16 protein-coding genes are annotated in these 18,175 nt (G+C 64.1%); 9 read left to right on the forward strand and 7 right to left on the reverse strand.

Annotation, left to right across the window (positions count from 1 at the left end; translation table 11 throughout):
* Positions 1 to 105: 105 nt before the first annotated feature.
* Positions 106 to 618: a GNAT family N-acetyltransferase gene (locus tag NCS02_RS10655; RefSeq protein WP_008342446.1), complete on the forward strand. Its 513-nt coding sequence runs from the start codon at positions 106 to 108 to the stop codon at positions 616 to 618.
* 211 nt (positions 619 to 829) lie between these two features.
* Entirely contained in the window at positions 830 to 1,387 is a 558-nt protein-coding gene (locus NCS02_RS10660) for a hypothetical protein (protein ID WP_008342447.1), read from the forward strand.
* 191 nt (positions 1,388 to 1,578) lie between these two features.
* Here NCS02_RS10660 and NCS02_RS10665 read toward each other — a convergent pair whose 3' ends face one another.
* The gene (locus NCS02_RS10665) at positions 1,579 to 1,764 is read right to left on the reverse strand and encodes a hypothetical protein (RefSeq protein ID WP_008342448.1); all 186 of its coding nucleotides are present in this window, start codon (positions 1,762 to 1,764) and stop codon (positions 1,579 to 1,581) included.
* A gap of 136 nt (positions 1,765 to 1,900) precedes the next feature.
* On the opposite strand from NCS02_RS10665, the gene NCS02_RS10670 reads away from it, so the two are divergent.
* Complete coding sequence (locus tag NCS02_RS10670; RefSeq protein WP_008342449.1) at positions 1,901 to 2,614, forward strand: DUF2968 domain-containing protein; 714 nt, start codon at positions 1,901 to 1,903, stop codon at positions 2,612 to 2,614.
* An 87-nt stretch (positions 2,615 to 2,701) separates the two neighbouring features.
* On the opposite strand, the gene NCS02_RS10675 is transcribed toward NCS02_RS10670, so the two are convergent.
* The 5 genes from NCS02_RS10675 to NCS02_RS10695 all read right to left on the reverse strand — a co-directional run bounded on the left by NCS02_RS10675 (position 2,702) and on the right by NCS02_RS10695 (position 9,917).
* On the reverse strand, positions 2,702 to 4,108 hold the full coding sequence (locus tag NCS02_RS10675; protein ID WP_008342450.1) for a gamma-glutamyl-gamma-aminobutyrate hydrolase family protein: 1,407 nt from the start codon (positions 4,106 to 4,108) through the stop codon (positions 2,702 to 2,704).
* 162 nt (positions 4,109 to 4,270) lie between these two features.
* Positions 4,271 to 6,028, reverse strand: coding sequence for a cation:proton antiporter (locus NCS02_RS10680; protein WP_008342451.1), 1,758 nt, complete (start codon positions 6,026 to 6,028; stop codon positions 4,271 to 4,273).
* A gap of 167 nt (positions 6,029 to 6,195) precedes the next feature.
* Entirely contained in the window at positions 6,196 to 6,534 is a 339-nt protein-coding gene (gene glnK, locus NCS02_RS10685) for a P-II family nitrogen regulator (RefSeq protein WP_008342452.1), read from the reverse strand.
* 129 nt (positions 6,535 to 6,663) lie between these two features.
* A complete protein-coding gene (locus tag NCS02_RS10690; RefSeq protein WP_008342453.1) occupies positions 6,664 to 8,718 on the reverse strand; it encodes an NAD(+) synthase in 2,055 nt (684 codons plus the stop codon).
* Between the two features lie 56 nt (positions 8,719 to 8,774).
* Positions 8,775 to 9,917, reverse strand: a complete 1,143-nt coding sequence (locus tag NCS02_RS10695) for a GNAT family N-acetyltransferase (protein ID WP_008342454.1) — start codon at positions 9,915 to 9,917, stop codon at positions 8,775 to 8,777.
* A gap of 165 nt (positions 9,918 to 10,082) precedes the next feature.
* Here NCS02_RS10695 and NCS02_RS10700 point away from each other — a divergent pair, with 165 nt between their 5' ends.
* Complete coding sequence (locus tag NCS02_RS10700) at positions 10,083 to 10,376, forward strand: GIY-YIG nuclease family protein (protein WP_008342455.1); 294 nt, start codon at positions 10,083 to 10,085, stop codon at positions 10,374 to 10,376.
* Between the two features lie 51 nt (positions 10,377 to 10,427).
* Here the strand turns inward: NCS02_RS10700 and ppa are convergent, their stop codons facing one another.
* Positions 10,428 to 10,955: an inorganic diphosphatase gene (gene ppa / locus NCS02_RS10705; protein ID WP_008342456.1), complete on the reverse strand. Its 528-nt coding sequence runs from the start codon at positions 10,953 to 10,955 to the stop codon at positions 10,428 to 10,430.
* A gap of 188 nt (positions 10,956 to 11,143) precedes the next feature.
* Between ppa and NCS02_RS10710 the strand changes: the two genes are divergently transcribed.
* The 5 genes from NCS02_RS10710 to urtB all read left to right on the forward strand — a co-directional run bounded on the left by NCS02_RS10710 (position 11,144) and on the right by urtB (position 18,174).
* Positions 11,144 to 12,583: an aldehyde dehydrogenase family protein gene (locus NCS02_RS10710; RefSeq protein WP_008342457.1), complete on the forward strand. Its 1,440-nt coding sequence runs from the start codon at positions 11,144 to 11,146 to the stop codon at positions 12,581 to 12,583.
* Positions 12,584 to 12,593: 10 nt separating this feature from the next.
* Positions 12,594 to 13,370 carry an SDR family oxidoreductase gene (locus NCS02_RS10715; RefSeq protein ID WP_008342458.1) on the forward strand — a complete coding sequence of 259 codons (777 nt, stop codon included), beginning with the start codon at positions 12,594 to 12,596 and terminating at the stop codon, positions 13,368 to 13,370.
* A 175-nt stretch (positions 13,371 to 13,545) separates the two neighbouring features.
* The gene (locus NCS02_RS10720) at positions 13,546 to 14,862 is read left to right on the forward strand and encodes an MFS transporter (protein ID WP_008342460.1); all 1,317 of its coding nucleotides are present in this window, start codon (positions 13,546 to 13,548) and stop codon (positions 14,860 to 14,862) included.
* Positions 14,863 to 15,184: 322 nt separating this feature from the next.
* The gene (urtA, locus tag NCS02_RS10725; RefSeq protein ID WP_008342462.1) at positions 15,185 to 16,492 is read left to right on the forward strand and encodes an urea ABC transporter substrate-binding protein; all 1,308 of its coding nucleotides are present in this window, start codon (positions 15,185 to 15,187) and stop codon (positions 16,490 to 16,492) included.
* Positions 16,493 to 16,569: 77 nt separating this feature from the next.
* Positions 16,570 to 18,174, forward strand: a complete 1,605-nt coding sequence (gene urtB, locus NCS02_RS10730) for an urea ABC transporter permease subunit UrtB (RefSeq protein WP_008342464.1) — start codon at positions 16,570 to 16,572, stop codon at positions 18,172 to 18,174.
* The last annotated feature ends 1 nt before the right edge of the window (position 18,175 follow it).

Raw genomic sequence — 18,175 nt, forward strand, 5'->3', positions numbered from 1 at the left:
ACGCCGCGCCGCTCGCGACTGTACACAACTTCGCGCAATATCGCCGAAATAAAGCTTAAAATACGATTACGTATGCCTAACTTTTAACTGACAGCACCTCAAAAGATGAACGCGAATATCAGGCTACGCACGGCGACCGCCGAAGACACCGCCCTCATCGCCTCGATGCACGCGTCGAGTTGGGCGTCGGCGTATCGGGGCATCCTGCCGGACGAGTATCTCGATCGCGATCTGAGCGCGGAGCGCGCCGAACACTGGATCGCACGCATGAAGGATGTCGCGGCCGGCGCGGCGACCGTGTTCATCGCGGAGCACGAGGGCGAGCCGGTCGGCTTCATCTGTCTCGTCGAGCCGGATGCGGCGGGCAGCGTGCTCGTCGACAATCTGCACGCGCTGCCGGGACATCGCGGCCTCGGCACCGGCACCGCGATGCTCGAGGAAGCGGCGCGCTGGGCACGCGCGCGCGGGGCGCGGGAACTGTATCTTTCCGTGCTCGAACAGAACGCCGTGGCGATCGGCTTTTACGAATCGCGCGGCTGGCAACTCGCGGCGCGCGAAGCGGATCACATGGCGGGCGTCGCGCTTTTCTCTCTTCGATACGTGTATCCGCTCGACTGAGCACACGAGGATCGGCTCGGTCAATAAGCATTCCTGTCAAAAATCGACAATAGGAATCTTCTGGTCGTCGGGGACGTGACCGTTTCGTATGATCGCGGGTCGAAATTTCGGCGATTCTCGCGTCGAACCCGCGGTGCTGTCTCCATACACCACGATGGTCCGGGTGAGTTGTCGCGTTGCCCACGCCCGGGCGCATGCATGTGGAATCTTCATGTCCGAACCCTTGATCGTAGTGGAAGGCAATCTGCGTCTGCCGGCGCTGCGCGTGCTGAAGGATCCGTCCTTGAAATTCGGTTGCGAGTGGACGCCCGCGTGCGCGCGACCTGTCCAGTCGGCATCTGAAGTCGCGCTGTTCGCCGCGCGCTTCGCCACGGCTTATGCGCCGGCGCTGAGCCTGTCCGACACCAGTTCGCCCTATCGCGCCACGAGCCTGTGGGGCGTGTTCGGCAAAGAGGACATTCCCCGCGCGATGCTGCGCCTCATGCAAGGCTCGAATGCCCCCAGCAACGCCAGCGACTCGCGCACCGATCCCATCCAACTGGCGGTCAACGCTCCGAAGACCGCGCGGACCTATCGCCTGAGCGCGCCGGTCGCGACTGCGATCGCGGCGGCTTGCGGCGTGTTCATCGTATGGCTCGTGCTCGGATATCCGTCGGACTCGAAGCGCGACGCCGCACCGGCCGCGCAGAGCGAGACGCGCACGCAGCAAGCCGAGCCCGCATCGGCTCCGGCGCCGGTCGCGGCGACCGCCGTATCGACGGCCGATTAACCCGCGACGGACGCGCAGCCTTCGGTCGCGGAGCCTCCCGCCTCGCTCCCGGCCGCAACCGCCAATGACTCCGTCGCGCCAGGAATCGTGACTGCTGACAATCCGAAGTCACCTGCGGCATCGACGGCAGGACCGGAAAAGAACGGCGGTCGTGTGCGAGCCGTACTGACGCCGCGAGGGAAGCCGGCCTTTTACCGCATCCCTGCGTCGGACGCGCGCGTCGTGAAGCAGGAATCGGCGCGACCGGCGCGGGCGACGCGGGTCGAAAAAATCGCGAGCCGGTCCGCCAAGCACGGACCCGCGCGGCGCACGCGCTCGACGCCGGCCGCAACAATCGCGAGCCAGTCGAAGGCGTCGGAATCGACGAATCCGGCCACGCTCTACGCGATGCTTCAGCACTCACCGACACTCGACAGCAACGCGGCCTCGTCCGGTCGCGCATCCGCGAACAGCGCGCGCTGAAGCGCGCAATACGCATCAGAACGATCAACCATTCCCGGCCACGACGCCAACATGAAGCAACTACGTCATCATCTCCGTTACGCGACGCTCGCCCTCGCCTTGTCCCTGTGTGGTTTCCTTGCGCCTTTCGGCAGCACGTTCGCGGCGCCCACAACGGCGGCGAAATCCGCCGCAAGCGAGCCCGCGCAACCCGCGCCCGTAGACCTCTCCGACTTGACCGCCAACTCGAACGCGCCGCGCGTCGAGGGGAACATCGTCGAGTTGCAGAGTCTCGTGCAGGCGGGAAGCCTCACCGAGTTGCGCGCCACGCGCAACGGCAGTTACGGGGCGCGGCTCTACTTCCTCGCGCAGGAAATGCTGTATTACGTCGCGCTGTCGCAGGACGCGCGCTTGTGGCGCGTCGTGAAGACACAGGACGCGGCCCGCGCGGAAACGATCTACGCGCAGTTCTCACGCAAGAGCTTCGAGCTTGCCGATGGCGAAATCCGCCGCGCGCAATTGCAGGCGCAGAAAGCGCTGCTCGATCGCGTGATCGCGAAATCGGCGGATCGCGCCAACCGTCTCACCGCCGATCTCGAACTCGCGCAGCAGCAGGATTCGCAGGTGTCGCAACGTCAGCAGCAATTGCAGGCCGAATCGGCCGTGCTGCAGACGGACAAGCTCGAAGCCGAACGTAAGCTGCGCACGCTGCAGTTGCAGGTCGAGCAGCTTCAAAAGCAGACGGAAGCCGGACTCGCGCCGGTGAGCGCGTCGCCGTCGCGTTGATCTGCGCGATACGCATCTGAAAACGAAGAAGGCCCGCTCGATCCGAGCGGGCCTTCCTGCTTGGCGACGTCGAAAACGCGTCTCGCGTCAGAAGCGTGTTTCGCGCGCGACGCGCAGAAACGTATCGAGCAGCGGCGTGCAATCGAGCAGTTCCGCGCCGCCCGCGCGATGAAACTCCGGATGCCACTGCACGCCGACGACAAACGGCGCCTTCCGGTAGCGCACCGCCTCGATGATCCCATCGGAGGCCGACACCGCCTCGATGTTCAGATCGCGCCCGATCGTCTTCACCGCCTGATGGTGGATCGAGTTGACGATCGCCTCGCGCTGGTTGGGGAACATGTTGACGAGCGTGGAGCCTTCGGGGAAGCGGATCGAATGCCTATGCTGGTCGTACTGCTCGTTGACGTGGATGCCGGCCGTGGGCACATCGGTGGCGATGTCGCCGTAAAGCGTGCCGCCGAACGCCACGTTGATGAGCTGACAGCCGCGGCACACGCCGAGCACCGGCTTGCCCGACTCGACGAACTCATGCAGCAACTCCAGTTCGTACATATCGCGCACGCGGTCGCCCGGCCATTCGGGACGCGTCGTCGCTTCTTCGTACGACTGCGGCGAGACGTCCGCGCCGCCTTGCAGCAGCAGGCCGTCGAGATGCTTCGCGTAGTCGCGCAGACGGATATTGCTCGTGTGCAGCATGCCCTGATTGCCGACCGTCGGAATCATGAACACGAGCACGTCGCGCGACATCACCCAATGCGCGATGGATTCCTCGAGATATTGCAGCGTCTTGCCGCGCAAGCCTTTCGCGCCCGGCTCCGGATGAAAGATCCGCGCCGACACGCCGATGCGCAACGTGCGCTGAGTCATGCGCTGTCCCGCGCGATCGAAAATCTGCCGCGCGCGCGCCGCGATCACGCGGCCAAAGACGGACCACGCCGAATCGGATTGCTTGAGATACGCGGGTTGAGGCTGCGCGGACGTCTGCTCGGTGGCGGGCAGCGGCGGCGGATTGAGCTTGCCGAAGTCCGGCGCCTCGGTGAATTCGGGCGGCAGAACGGTGGCGCGGCCAGTCGGGGAATCGGATGACGCGGATTGCGCGTTGGCGGTGCTGGCGGCTTCCGCATCGGTCGCGGCCTCGAAGTTTTCGGCGAGGCTCGCACGCGGTTTCGCCGATGCGCGCTGCTTCTCGCGCACCGCGGCTTCCTGCGCGGCGGTCGCGCTAGCCGCCGATGCGCGCGCCTCGCGGGCGTCCTGCAGCGCGTCGTCGCGGCGGGCTTGCGCCGTGTCGGCCGGCTCGACGTTCGACGCGCTCGAAGGCGCATCCGTCGATGCCCGTTCGGTCGCGCTCGCCTGCGGACCGGGCGCCGAGGCCGCGGCGGCGGCTTCGGGCGAGGCCGTCGGGTTCGCGCTGCGCGGGGCGGCTTGTGAATCGGCGCCGCTGCGGCGGGCATCGGTGCTGCTTGCGTCGTTGGACGTTTTGTTATCGCTCATTCCTGATTCAGGCGCTCGAACGCCATAAGGAGAGTGGACAAACCCCGATTATCCGCCTGAGACCTGCACGGGGCAAACCAGCACACATTTGGTCACATTGGCTCACATTATCGCGGGAACCCGGTGCGGGCCGCTGTCGGGGCTATCCCGTGACGAAAACCCTCAATGGTCGCGCGGCTCCTCGAAGGTCTCGCGCAAGGCGATCTGCATCGTCGCGTGGATTTTCACGCACCAGCGCCACAACACCGTCAGCAACAGCGCGACGCACACGAGCACGCCGACCATCAACCCGAACGGCGGCAGGATCCCGCCCGACAGTGCCGCGACGAGCAGGAAGACGCCGAACATCGCGACGATCGGAATGAGCCCGGAAATCGCCGAACGGATCGCGCTCGTGAAGCGCCCCGCTTTCGCGGGCTGCACGCTCACTTCGGCGAGCAGCAGCGCGAGCGATTCGAGCTTGCGATACACCGCGACGAGAAACGGCAGCGCGATCACCAACGCGGCGCCCCACAGCACGACGCGCTGCGCGTTATCGGTGTCGAGCCAGCGCGCGAGATAGCCCGACGCGAACGGCGCCGCATACGACGCGCCGAGAAAAATCGCCGCGACGAGCGCGAGATTCACCGCGATCTGCATGACGATGCGCCGCGTCATCGAGAAAAGCGTCGGGCCGCCGGACGCGGGCGTCAGGCTCGCGAGCCACTGCGAATACAGGCCGAAGGTATGCGCGAGCGGCGCGGGCATCGCGCGGGAAAGGCGCATCGTGAGCGGATCGGCGGCGCGGATCAGATACGGCGTGAAGAGCGTCGTGAGCGCGGACACGGCCACCGCGATCGGATAGAGAAAGCTGCTCGTGACCTTCAGCGACAGCCCGAGCGACGCGATGATGAACGAGAACTCGCCGATCTGCGAGACGCTCATGCCGACGCGCATCGACGTGCGGCCGTCCTTGCCGGCGAGAAACGCGCCGAGCCCGCACGACACGATCTTGCCGAGCACGACGGCAATCGTGATGACGGCGATCGGCCACGCGTAGTCGACGAGCACCGTCGGGTTCAGCAGCAAACCGATGGTGACGAAGAAGATCGCCGAGAACATGTCGCGCACCGGCGCGATCAGATGCTCGATGCGCGCGAGATGCCGCGACTCCGCCATGATCGCGCCGATGAGAAACGCGCCGAGCGCGATCGAATAATCGAGCTTCACGACGAGCAGGCAGAAGCCGAAGCAGAAGCCGAGCACGGTGACGAGCAGCATCTCGTCGCTCTTCGCCTTCGCGACGTAGTTGAGCGCGCGCGGCACCGTGAGAATGCCGACGACCAGCGACACCGTCATGAAAAGCAGCAGCTTGCCGAGCGTGACGACCGCGACGGCAGCGCTTACGGACCCCGTCTGCGCGATGCCGGAGAGCAGCACGAGCATCGCGATCGCGAGTATGTCTTCGACGATCAGAATGCCGAACACGATCTGCGCGAAGTGCTCGCCCTTCATGCCGAGTTCGGAAAGCGCCTTCACGATGATGGTTGTCGACGAGATCGCGAGCATCGCGCCGAGAAAGAGCGAGTCCATCGAGCTCCAGCCGAACCATCGCCCGATCTCGTAGCCGACCCAGATCATCAGCACGATTTCCGAAAGCGCGGCGACGAAGGCGGTCGCACCGACCTTGAAGAGCTTGCGCAAGCTGAATTCGAGCCCGAGCGAAAACATCAGGAAGACGACGCCGAGTTCGCCGAGCGTCTGGATGGTCGCTTCGTCGTGGATCAGATTGAACGGCGGCGTGTACGGCCCGATGATCACGCCCGCCGCGATATAACCCAGCACGACCGGCTGCCGCAGACGGTGAAAGAGCACCGTCACCACGCCCGCGATGGCCATGATCACTGCGAGATCCTGAATGAAGCCGATCGCGTGATGCATCAACTATTTCCTTACAAAATGATAATGGGATAGCCGATGTTACCGCACGGACGCGGATTCCTGCCCTCCGGCAAGCGATCTTTTGGACGCGCATCGCGCTGGTGCAAGCGCAAAGAAAAGGCCCGCGCAAATGGCGGGCCTCGATGAAAACGAAAGAACGACGGCGCTCAGACTGCCGCTTCGTTTTCCTCGCCGGTGCGAATGCGGATCACGCGCTCGACATCGGCGACGAAGATCTTGCCGTCGCCGATCTTGCCCGTGCGCGCGGCGCCGATGATCGCGTCGATGACCTGATCGGTTTGATCGTTCGCGACGACGACTTCGATCTTCACCTTCGGCAGGAAGTCGACGACATACTCTGCACCACGATAAAGCTCGGTATGCCCCTTCTGACGGCCGAAGCCCTTCACTTCCGTGACCGTGAGACCGGTCAGGCCCACTTCGGCCAGCGCTTCGCGAACTTCGTCGAGCTTGAACGGTTTGATGATGGCGGTGATGCGTTTCATGGCGTGCCTCGCGTAAAGATCGATTCAAGGGGTTCGAAAAAAGGTCGTGTCCCGCGCGGGACAGATGTTTTCGATTCTAGCCGCGTTTCATCGAGCAGGCGGTCCGTATATTCGCGAGGACGTCGGATATCACTCCTTCGTCGGCACGCGTTCGAGGTCCGCGAGCCACACCGTCGCCTGGCCGTCGCTCGGCGCGCGCCAGTCGCCGCGCGGCGAAAGCGAGCCGCCCGAGCCGACCTTCGGCGCGTTCGGCACGCATGAGCGCTTGAACTGACTCGTGCGGAAGAACCGATCCAGGAAGATGCGCAGATTTTTGCGGATCGCGCCGATGTCGTATTGATTCCGCGTAACGGTCGGGCCTTCCGGCCACGCGCCCGCATCGCGATCGCGCCATGCATGCAACGCGAGAAACGCGACCTTCGTTGGTGCAAAGCCGAAGCGCAACGTGTAGTACAGATTGAAGTCCTGCAATTCGTACGGGCCGATGACGCTCTCCGTCTTCTGCTCCACCACGCCGCTCGTCTTGCCGGGGATGAGTTCCGGGCTGATATCGGTGGAGAGGATGTTTTCGAGCACATCGGTTCCGCTTCCGCCGATCTGTCCCGACTCGGCAACCCAGCGCACCAGATGCGTGATCAGCGTCTTCGGCACGCTCGCGTTCACGTTGTAGTGGGACATGTGATCGCCCACTCCGTAGGTGCACCAACCAAGTGCGAGCTCGCTCAGATCGCCCGTGCCGATGACGATCGCATGGTTGAAGTTCGCAAGCCGGAACAGATGGCTCGTGCGTTCGCCCGCCTGCACGTTCTCGTACGTGATGTCGTATTGTTCGGCGCCCGTGCTGTGCGGATGGCCGATGTCGGCGAGCATCTGCACGCAGCTCGGACGAATGTCGATCTCGCTCGCCGTGCAGCCGACGACTTCCATCAGCTCGCGCGCCTGCTTGAGCGTTCGGTCGCTGGTGGCGAAGCCGGGCATCGTATAGGCGAGGATGTTCGAGCGCGGCAGACCGAGGCGGTCCATCGCTTTCGCGCACACGAGCAGTGCATGCGTCGAGTCCAGCCCGCCCGATATGCCGATGACCACCTTCGACATCCCCGACGATTGCAGCCGTTGCAGCAACGCCTGCACCTGAATGTTGTAGACCTCGTTGCATCGTTCGTCGCGGCGCGCGGCATCGGCGGGCACGTACGGAAAGCGCGCGACCCGGCGTTCGAGCGGCAGCTTTTCATCGTCGGGAATCGATAGTGGAAATTCGATCACGTCGAATTGCGCGACTTCGCCGGCGTGGCGATGCGTCGAGCGGCCGAACGTGGTTTGCCGCATGCGTTCGCGCGAGAGGCGTTCGAGATCGATATCGGCGTAAATGAGGTGCGACTGGTCCGAGAAGCGCTCGGACTCCGCCAGCAGCTCGCCGTTTTCGTAGATGAGGCCTTGCCCGTCCCAGGCGAGATCGGTGGACGATTCGCCATTGCCCGCCGATGTGTACAGATACGCCGCGACGCAACGCGCAGACTGCTGCCCGACGAGCTGATGCCGATAAGCCGACTTGCCCACGACGATATTCGACGCCGACAGATTCACGAGCACGGTCGCGCCCGCAAGCGCCGCGAACGATGACGGCGGAATCGGCACCCACACGTCCTCGCAAATCTCGACGTGAAACCGGAAGAGCGGAAGATCCTCGATCTGAAACAGCAGCGACGCGCCGAACGGCACGTCCTGACCGCATAGCGTGACCGTGTTTTCGGCGGCGGCATCGGCGGGACTGAACTGGCGCGCCTCGTAGAACTCGCCGTAGTTCGGCAGATAGCTCTTCGGCACGACGCCGCGAATGAAGCCGCCGGCGATGACGATCGCGCAGTTGAAGAGCTTGTGCTCGGCGCGCACCGGCGCGCCGACGATCATCGCGATATCGAGTTGCTTCGATGCGTCGAGAATGCTTTGCAGCGCGTCTTCGCACGCGTCGAGCAAGGCGCGCTGATGGAAGAGATCGTCGCAGGTATACGCGGACACCCCGAGCTCGGGAAACGCGACGAGCACCGCGCCGTGCGCGGCGGCTTCTTTCGCGAGTTCGATCGTCTGCGCCGCGTTGAACGCGGGATCGGCGACCTTGCAGGACGGAACGCCGACCGCGACGCGCGCGAAATCGTGGCTGTACAGGTTGAAGAAATTTCTGCTCATGGCTGACATGGATGTGCGCGAGTTGCAGCGAAGGGGGTCGAATCGATTATCGCATCTCACGTTTTCTTCCTGAACGGCGTGTGCGCTTCGAGTTCCTCGATGTGCTGATCCATCGCCTGCGTTTCGGCATCGAGAAATTCGGCGATCGCGTGCGCGAAACGCTGATCCGCGATCCAGTGCGCGGACCATGTCGGCGTCGGCAACAGTCCGCGCGACATCTTGTGCACACCCTGCGCGCCGCCCTCGAAACGCGCGAGCCTATGTTCGATGCAATACGCGATGCCCTGCATGTAGCACGTCTCGAAGTGCAGCCCGGAGACGAACTCCCGCGTGCCCCAATAGCGGCCGTACATCGTGTTGCCGCCGATCATGTTGAGCGCGCACGCGAGGCGCTCGCCGTCCACTTCGGCGATGACGAGCAGCATGCTGTCGGGCGCATCGGCGTGAATGCGGCCGAAGAACTCGCGCGTCAGATACGGCGCGTTCCAGTGCTCGCGATACGTGTTGTCGTAACAGTCGTAGAAGAAGTCGAGCGCGGCATCGTCGATTTCGCCACCGCGCAGCCACTTGTACGTGACGCCCGCATCCGCCACGCGCCGGCGATCCTGCTTCACTTTCTTGCGCTTGTCGTGGCTCATCGTCGCGAGGAAGGCGTCGAAGCTCGCGTAGCCATCGCCGGGCAGATTCTCCCAGTGGAACTGCACGCCTTCGCGCAGCATGTAGCCCGCGTCGGTGAGCGCCTCGACATCCTGCGCGTGCGGAAACAGCACGTGCAGCGACGACAGTTCGAGTCGCCGCGTCAATTCGATCGCGCCGCGCGCGAGCAGCACGCGATCCTCGTGATGCGCGGCGATGAGGCGCGGGCCCGTGACCGGCGAAAACGGCACCGCCGACAGCGCCTTCGGGTAGTAGCGCAGACCGTGGCGCTCGAAGGCATCGGCCCAGGCGTGATCGAACACGTATTCGCCGCGCGAATGCGACTTGATGTAGAGCGGCATCGCGCCGGCAAATTCGCCGCCACGCTTCAGTATCAGATGATGCGCGCGCCAGCCGGTGCGCTTGACGGCGCACTCCGTCTCCTGCAACGCCGAGAGAAACGCGTGACGCACGAACGGGTTTTCGCCGGCGAGCCGGTTCCAGTCGTCGGCGGCGATGTCGGCGAGCGCATCGACCACATGAATTTCGACCTCGCGATTCAACAGGCTACCTCGCTGTGATTGACCGACGAGCGCGCCCGAACCATCGCAGAGCGCGCCCGAAAGCGGCTATTCTCGCGCAAGTCGCAGCGGCGCGCCGATGCGGACAAAACGCCCCGGCGCGGTGCTTTCGGCGATAATGCGCGGCAAATCTTTCATCGTTCTCCCATGCCCTGGTTTCTGTATCTGATCGAATGCGCCGACGGCAGCCTCTACACGGGCATCGCGACGGACGTCGAGGCGCGCTTCACCGCGCATGCGAGCGGCAAGGGCGCGCGCTACACGCGGGCGCGAAAGCCGGTGCGCGTGCTGGCGTCGTTCGAACTGGCGGGGAAATCGGAGGCGCTGCGCGCGGAATATCGCGTCAAGCAACTGACCGCGCAGCAGAAGCGCGCGTTGATTGCGGGGGAAAGGACGCTGGAGTCGTTGTTGCCTCAGACCGAAGCAAGCGAAGAAGAATAAAAAACGCCGCCGCGTGGGTGACATGCGGCGGCGTTTTGTCGGAGAACGCGTTTACTTCTTGTAGTTCGCGACGCCTTCCGAGATTTCCTTGTGCGCGGCGTCGATGCCGGCCCAGCCTTCGACCTTCACCCACTTGCCCTTTTCGAGCGCCTTGTAGTTCTCGAAGAAGTGCTTGATCTGGTCTTTCAGATACTCGGGCACGTCGTCGATCGACTTGATGTTCGCCGTCATCGGGCAGACCTTGTCGTGCGCCACCGCGACGAGCTTCGCGTCCACGCCCGATTCATCGGTCATCTGCAGCATGCCGACCGCGCGCGCACGCACGACCGAGCCCGCCAGCAGCGGATACGGCGTGATGACGAGCACGTCGACCGGGTCGCCGTCGCCGGAGAGCGTCTGCGGAATGAAGCCGTAGTTCGCCGGATAGCGCATGCCGGTGCCGACGAAACGGTCGACGACGAGCAGGCCCATGTCCTTGTCCGCTTCGTATTTGACCGGATCGCTCTGCGCGGGAATTTCGATGATGACGTTGAAATCGTGCGGGAGATCTTTGCCGGGAGGTACGTTGTTGAAGCTCATGAGCGCTCTCTGGAGAAGTTGAGATCGGAGATGGAATCGCACGGGCGGACGGTGTCTTGCGGCCCGTCGCGCTTGTCTGCGCGTGATTTCGCCATTATAGCCAATCGACCCCGCACGCCCGACGCACGTTCCCGGTTGGCGCGATAATCGGTTTCCGGCTCCAGAACATCCGATTTCAGGAGACATGCATGGAAGACGCGAAGCATTTCATCGATAACCGCTGGATCGCGGCATCGGGCAACGAGACGATTCCGGTCGTCGATCCGTCCGATGGCCAGGTCTTCGCGCAGATCGCGCGGGGCACCGCGGCGGACATCGACCGCGCGGTCGCCGCCGCCCGCGCGGCCTTCGACGGCGGCTGGGGCGCGACGAGCGCGGCGGAACGCGGGCGCATCCTCGCGCGCCTGTCGATGCTGATCGGCGCGTGCCACGAGGAGATCGCGCAGGTCGAGGCGCGCGACACCGGCAAGCCGCTGAAGCAGGCACGCGCCGACGCCACCGGCATCGCGCGCTATTTCGAGTTTTACGCGGGCGCCGCCGACAAGCTCCACGGCGAAACCCTGCCCTATCAGCACGGCTACACCGTGCTCACGATCCGCGAGCCGCACGGCGTGACCGGGCATATCGTGCCGTGGAACTATCCGCTGCAGATTTTCGGGCGCAGCGTCGGCGCGGCGCTCGCCACGGGCAACGCGTGCGTCGTGAAGCCGGCGGAGGACGCGTGCCTGTCGCTGTTGCGCATCGCGGAACTGGCGGCGGAAGCCGGCCTGCCGGATGGCGCGCTCAATATCGTCACCGGATACGGTCACGAAGCGGGCGCGGCGCTCGCGCGGCATCCGGGCATCGATCACATCTCGTTTACCGGCTCGCCAGCGACGGGCGCGGCCGTCACCAAGATGGCCGCCGACAATCACGTCCCCGTCACGCTGGAACTCGGCGGCAAGTCGCCGCAAATCGTATTCGCCGATGCCGATTTCGACGCCGCCCTTCCCGTGCTCGTCGCCGCGATCGTGCAGAACGCCGGACAGACGTGCTCGGCGGGCAGCCGCGTGCTGATCGAGCGCGCGGCGTACGAACCCTTGCTGGATCGTCTCTCGGAGGCGTTCGCGGCGCTGAAGGTCGGTCCGAGCAAGCTCGATCTCGACTGCGGCCCGCTCATCAGCGCGAAGCAGCAGCAGCGCGTGTGGGATTTTCTGTCCGATGCGCAGCACGACGGCATTCCGATGGCCGCGCACGGCGAAGTCGTCGGCGATGCGCCCGAAGCGGGCTTCTATCAGGCGCCGACGCTGTTGCGCGACGTCCCGCCGACGCATCGTCTCGCGCGCGAGGAAGTGTTCGGCCCGGTGCTCGCCGCGATGCCCTTCGACGACGAAGCCGACGCGCTGCGACTCGCCAACGGCACCGACTACGGGCTCGTCGCCGGCATCTGGACCCGCGACGGCGCGCGTCAGATGCGGCTCGCGCGCCGCGTGCGTTCCGGACAGGTGTTCATCAACAACTACGGCGCGGGCGGCGGCATCGAATTGCCGTTCGGCGGCGTCAAGCATTCGGGACACGGACGCGAGAAAGGCTTCGAGGCGCTGTACGGCTTTACGACGCTCAAGACCATCGCCATCAAACACGGATAAGGAGACACGCATGCGACTGCAAGGCAAAACCGTCATCGTGACGGGCGGCGGCTCGGGATTCGGCGAAGGCATCGCGAAGACGTTCGCGCGTGAGGGCGCAAACGTCGTCGTCAACGATCTGAACGGGCCGGCCGCCGAGCGCGTCGCGAGCGAGATCGCGCTCGCATCGTCGCCGGAGGTGAAGCACGGCCGCGCGATCGCCGTTCAAGGCGATGTGACGAAGCGCGCCGACTGGCAAACGCTCTTCGATGCCGCGATCGGGGACTTCGGCAGCGTGCAGGTCGTCGTCAACAACGCGGGCACGACGCACCGTAACAAGCCCGTTCTCGACGTCACCGAGGCCGAATTCGACCGCGTCTACGCGGTGAACGTGAAGAGCATCTATTGGAGCGTCGAGCAGTTCGTGCCGTACTTTCGCGAACGGGGCGGCGGCGCGTTCATCAATATCGCGTCGACGGCGGGCGTGCGGCCGCGTCCGGGACTCGTCTGGTACAACGGCAGCAAGGCGGCGGTCATCATCGCGAGCAAGGCGCTCGCGGTCGAACTGGGCGCGGACCGCATCCGCGTGAACTGCATCAATCCGGTGATGGGCGAGACCGCCCTGCTCTCCGAGTTCATGGGCATGGAGGACACGCCCGAGAACCGCCGCAAGTTTCTCGCGACGATACCGCTCGGCCGGCTTTCGACGCCTCAGGACATCGCCAACGCGGCGCTTTATCTCGCATCCGACGATGCCGAGTTCATCACCGGCGTCGCGCTCGAAGTGGACGGCGGACGCTGCGTCTGACGCTTGCCCGCGCACGCCGCGCGCCGTGTGCGGCGGGCGCGGGCATCGGTGCTTTCCCTAGCAGAAACGGGCGTTTTGCGGTGCGGCCGACGGGCTAGAATCCTTACGCGCCTGTAATCGCGAGCGGGCCCGTCCGCTCGCCTGGCGCACACAAAAAATATTGGAGACAAGCATCATGGCCAGCACCGCCAAACCCATGCCGCGCCCCGGCGCGGGCACGCCTTCCGCGTTCGAGGAGGCCACTTACCGAAAGGTCGTCTGGCGTCTCGCGCCGCTTCTGCTGATCTGTTATGTGGTGGCGTATCTCGACCGCGTGAACGTCGGCTTCGCCAAGCTGCAGATGGCCGCCGATTTGCAACTGTCGGATGCCGTGTACGGCTTCGGCGCGGGCATTTTCTTCTTCGGCTACTTCATCTTCGAGATTCCGTCGAACATCATCTTGCATCGCGTCGGCGCGCGCGTGTGGATCGCGCGGATCATGATTACGTGGGGCGTCATTTCGGCGCTCACGATGTTCATCACCACGCCGACGATGTTCTACGTCATGCGCTTTCTGCTCGGCGCGGCGGAAGCGGGCTTCTTCCCCGGCATCATTCTTTATCTGACGTACTGGTTTCCGGCGCAGCGGCGCGGGCGCATCACGACGCTGTTCATGACGGCGATCGCGCTTTCGGGTCTGATCGGCGGGCCGATCAGCGGCTGGATCATGGATGCGTTCCACATGAAGAACGGCTGGCACGGCTGGCAATGGCTGCTGCTGCTCGAAGGCATTCCGTCGATCATCGTCGGCATCGTCGTGTTCCTGAAGCTCGACGATCGTATCTCGAAGGCTTCTTGGCTCACGCAGGAAGAACGCGAACTGCTCGAACGCAACATCGCGGCGGATAACGTCCAGAAGGAAGATCTGTCGCTGGGCAAGATCTTGTCGAGCCCGAAAGTGTGGCTGATGAGCATCATCTACTTCTCGTTCGTGATGGGACTGTATGGCGTGAGCTTCTGGCTGCCGACGATCATCAAGTCGATGGGAATCAAGGATGCGCTGCATGTCGGCCTGCTCTCCGCGATTCCTTATGGCGCGGCGGTGATCGGCATGCTGTACGCGGCGCGCAGCGCGGATCGTTCCGGCGAGCGTCGCTGGCATATCGCGATTCCGGCGTTGATCGGTGCGATCGGACTGGTGCTGTCGGTGGTGTGGTTCAACAACACGACGCTCGCGATGCTCGGCCTCACGCTCGCCACGATGGGCATTCTCACGACGCTGCCGCTGTTCTGGAGTCTGCCGACGGCGTTTCTTGCCGGCACCGGGGCGGCTGCGGGTATTGCGATGATCAACTCGCTTGGGAATCTCGCCGGGTTTTTGAGTCCTTATCTCGTGGGGTGGTTGAAGCAGGTCACTGCTTCTAATTCGAGTGGGATGTATATGCTCGCGGGTTTTCTCGTTCTTGGGGCTGTGCTTGTGCTTAGTGTGCCGGCGCGGTTGGTTAATCGGTAAGGTTGCGTTCCGCTTTTTTTTCGCGGAAGCCTGTGATCGCGTCGGTCTGTTGGCACTGCCCTTGTGCGGGGCAGTCCCAACAGACCGACGCGTAATCGGGAGCCGGCGAAAAAGAACGAAACCCGCACCGCAACGATGCACATCTCCCGTGCATGCACCAAAACCTCGCCCGCTAACCCACATCCCCCGAAGTAAAACTTCCCTGCGACTCCCCGCAAACCCCCGCCATTAGGGCAAAAGACCCCAATTGGCATACCCCTTGCAGAACGCTCCGAGCAATCGTCATTGCTCAAACAACCACATCGGCAAGGGGAACACAGAAATGAAACGACGCAGTCTGCTGAAGTTCGGCTCCATGTCGGGCGCGCTCGCCCTTGCGGGCCAACTTCCGATCACGAAAGCCCACGCCGCCGATACCGGTCCGATCAAAGTCGGCATCCTCCATTCGCTGTCGGGCACGATGGCGATCTCCGAGACGTCGCTGAAAGACACGGCGCTCATGACCATCGCCGATATCAACAAGAGCGGCGGCGTCATGGGCCGGCAGATTCAGCCCGTCGTCGTCGATCCCGCTTCGAACTGGCCGCTCTTCGCCGAGAAGGCGCGTCAGCTTCTCACGCAGGACAAGTGCGCGGTCGTGTTCGGCTGCTGGACCTCGGTGTCGCGCAAGTCCGTGCTGCCGGTGTTCGAGGAACTCAACGGCCTGCTCTTCTACCCCGTGCAGTACGAAGGCGAAGAGATGTCCCGCAACGTGTTCTATACGGGCGCCGCGCCGAATCAGCAGGCGATTCCCGCCGTCGAATATCTGATGGGACCGGAAGGCGGCAGCGCCAAGCGCTTCTTCCTGCTCGGCACCGACTACGTGTACCCGCGCACGACCAACAAGATCCTGCGCGCGTTCCTTCACTCCAAGGGCGTGAAAGATGCAGACATTCAGGAGGTCTACACACCGTTCGGACATAGCGACTATCAAACCATCGTCGCGAACATCAAGACCTTTGCCCAAGGGGGAAAGACGACTGTCATCTCTACGATCAACGGCGATTCGAACGTACCGTTCTACAAGGAACTCGGCAACCAGGGCCTGAAAGCGACGGACGTGCCTGTCGTCGCGTTCTCGGTCGGCGAAGAGGAACTGCGCGGCATTGACACGAAACCGCTCGTCGGCCATCTTGCCGCATGGAACTACTTCATGTCGGTGAAGAACCCGAACAACTCGAAGTTCGAGAAGGAATTCTTCGCGTACGCAAAGGCGCAGAACCTTCCGGGCGGCGACAAGCGCGTCACCAACGATCCGATGGAAGCGACCTTCGTCGGCATCCACATGTGGAAGCAGGCCGTCGAAAAGGCGAAGAGCGCCGATGTCGACAAGGTCCGCACCGCGATGGTCGGTCAGACCTTCGCCGCGCCTTCCGGCTTCACACTGACGATGGACGGCAACCATCATCTGCATAAGCCCGTGATGATCGGCGAAATTCGCGGCGACGGTCAGTTCAACGTCGTCTGGAAGACGAAGACCGCCATACGCGCGCAGCCGTGGAGCCCGTATATCGCGGGCAACGAGGGCAAGCCGGATGTCGTCAGCTCGATTCCCGCGTTCCTGCGCCGTCAGCGCGTGCGTGTCGCGTAACGCGTGACGTCGATGCAGCGAGGCCGCGCGTTTCATGCGATGCGCGCGGCCTTTCGAGTTCTAACGGAAAGGCCCACATGACCGGCTCCCTCAAGCGCGCGCTCTTTGCGCTCATCCTCGCGATGACGTCGCTCGCGGCCCACGCGCTCACCAACGACGATCTCGCCCCGCTCGCCGGCGACGACTTCGAAGCCAAGACCGCCGCCATCGACAAGCTCATTGCCAATGCCGATGCGCCTTCCATCGCCGTGCTCGGCGCGCTGTCCGATGGCTCGCTCGTCGCGACCGATAACGGTCACGTCTACATTCAGACCGATGACGGCACGAAGGACGCGATCACCGGCAAGACCGCCGAAGCGCCCGATGCGCAGCCGATCACGCTGAACAATCTGCTGCGCACGAAGGTCGCGGGCGCGTTGTCGGGGCTGCAGCTCGCATCGCCCGATACGGCCAAACGCCGCGACGCCATCGCTGCGTTGCTGAAGAACCCGGACGCATCGATGAAGCCGATGATCGACCGAGCCCGCGCCATCGAAAAGGATTCCGAACTAAAGAAGCGCCTCGACACGCTCTGGGCGATGACCGCGCTGCACGATCCCGACGTGAACAGGCGTCTCGAAGCCGCGCAACTCGTCGCGGCGCGCCATGACCTCGACATGTACGAACTGCTGCGCCCGATCGTCGCGAAGAAGGCCGACGGCACGTTCAACGAACCCGACGAACGCGTACGCAACGCGGCTCAGGAAGGCATCTACGCACTCGATTCGATTCAGCGCCGCAGCGAAATCTTCGGCACGATCTTCGCGGGCCTCTCGCTCGGCAGCGTGCTGCTGCTCGCGGCGCTCGGGCTTGCGATCACATATGGGCTGATCGGCGTCATCAACATGGCGCACGGCGAGTTCCTGATGATCGGCGCCTATGCGACCTATGTCGTGCAGAACCTCGTGCAGCATTACGCGCCCGCCGCGTTCAACTGGTATCCGCTCTTCGCGGTGCCTGCGTCGTTCATCGCCGCGGGGCTCGTCGGCATCGTGCTCGAAAGGCTCGTGCTGAAGCATCTCTACGGACGTCCGCTCGAAACGCTGCTGACGACCTTCGGCATCAGCCTGATCCTGATTCAGGCGACGCGCACGCTCTTCGGCGCGCAGAACGTGCAGGTGACGAATCCCTCGTGGATGAGCGGCGGCGTCACCGTGATGCAGAACCTCATCCTCCCGTACAACCGTCTGACGATCCTCGCGTTCTCGCTCGCCGTCGTCGCGATCGCGTGGGGCGTGCTCACGAAGACGCGCCTCGGCCTCTTCGTGCGCGCGGTGACGCAGAACCGCCGCATGGCCGCGTGCGTCGGCGTCAAGACAGCGCGTGTCGATTCGTACGCGTTCGCGTTCGGTGCGGGCATCGCGGGACTCGGCGGCTGCGCGCTCTCGCAGATCGGCAACGTCGGGCCCGATCTCGGCCAGAGCTACATCATCGATTCGTTCATGGCGGTGGTGCTCGGCGGCGTCGGCCAGCTCGCGGGCACCGTGATCGGCGGCTTCGGGCTCGGGCTCGTCAGCAAGGCGGTCGAGCCGTTCTGGGGCGCGGTGCTGGCGAAGATCGCGGTGCTCGTGCTCATCGTGTTGTTCATCCAGAAGCGTCCGCAGGGCATGTTCGCCCTCAAGGGCCGCAGCGCGGAGGCTTGAG

Origin of the sequence: Caballeronia sp. NCF2 (assembly GCF_023631205.1) — a bacterium.
GTDB lineage: Bacteria > Pseudomonadota > Gammaproteobacteria > Burkholderiales > Burkholderiaceae > Caballeronia > Caballeronia zhejiangensis.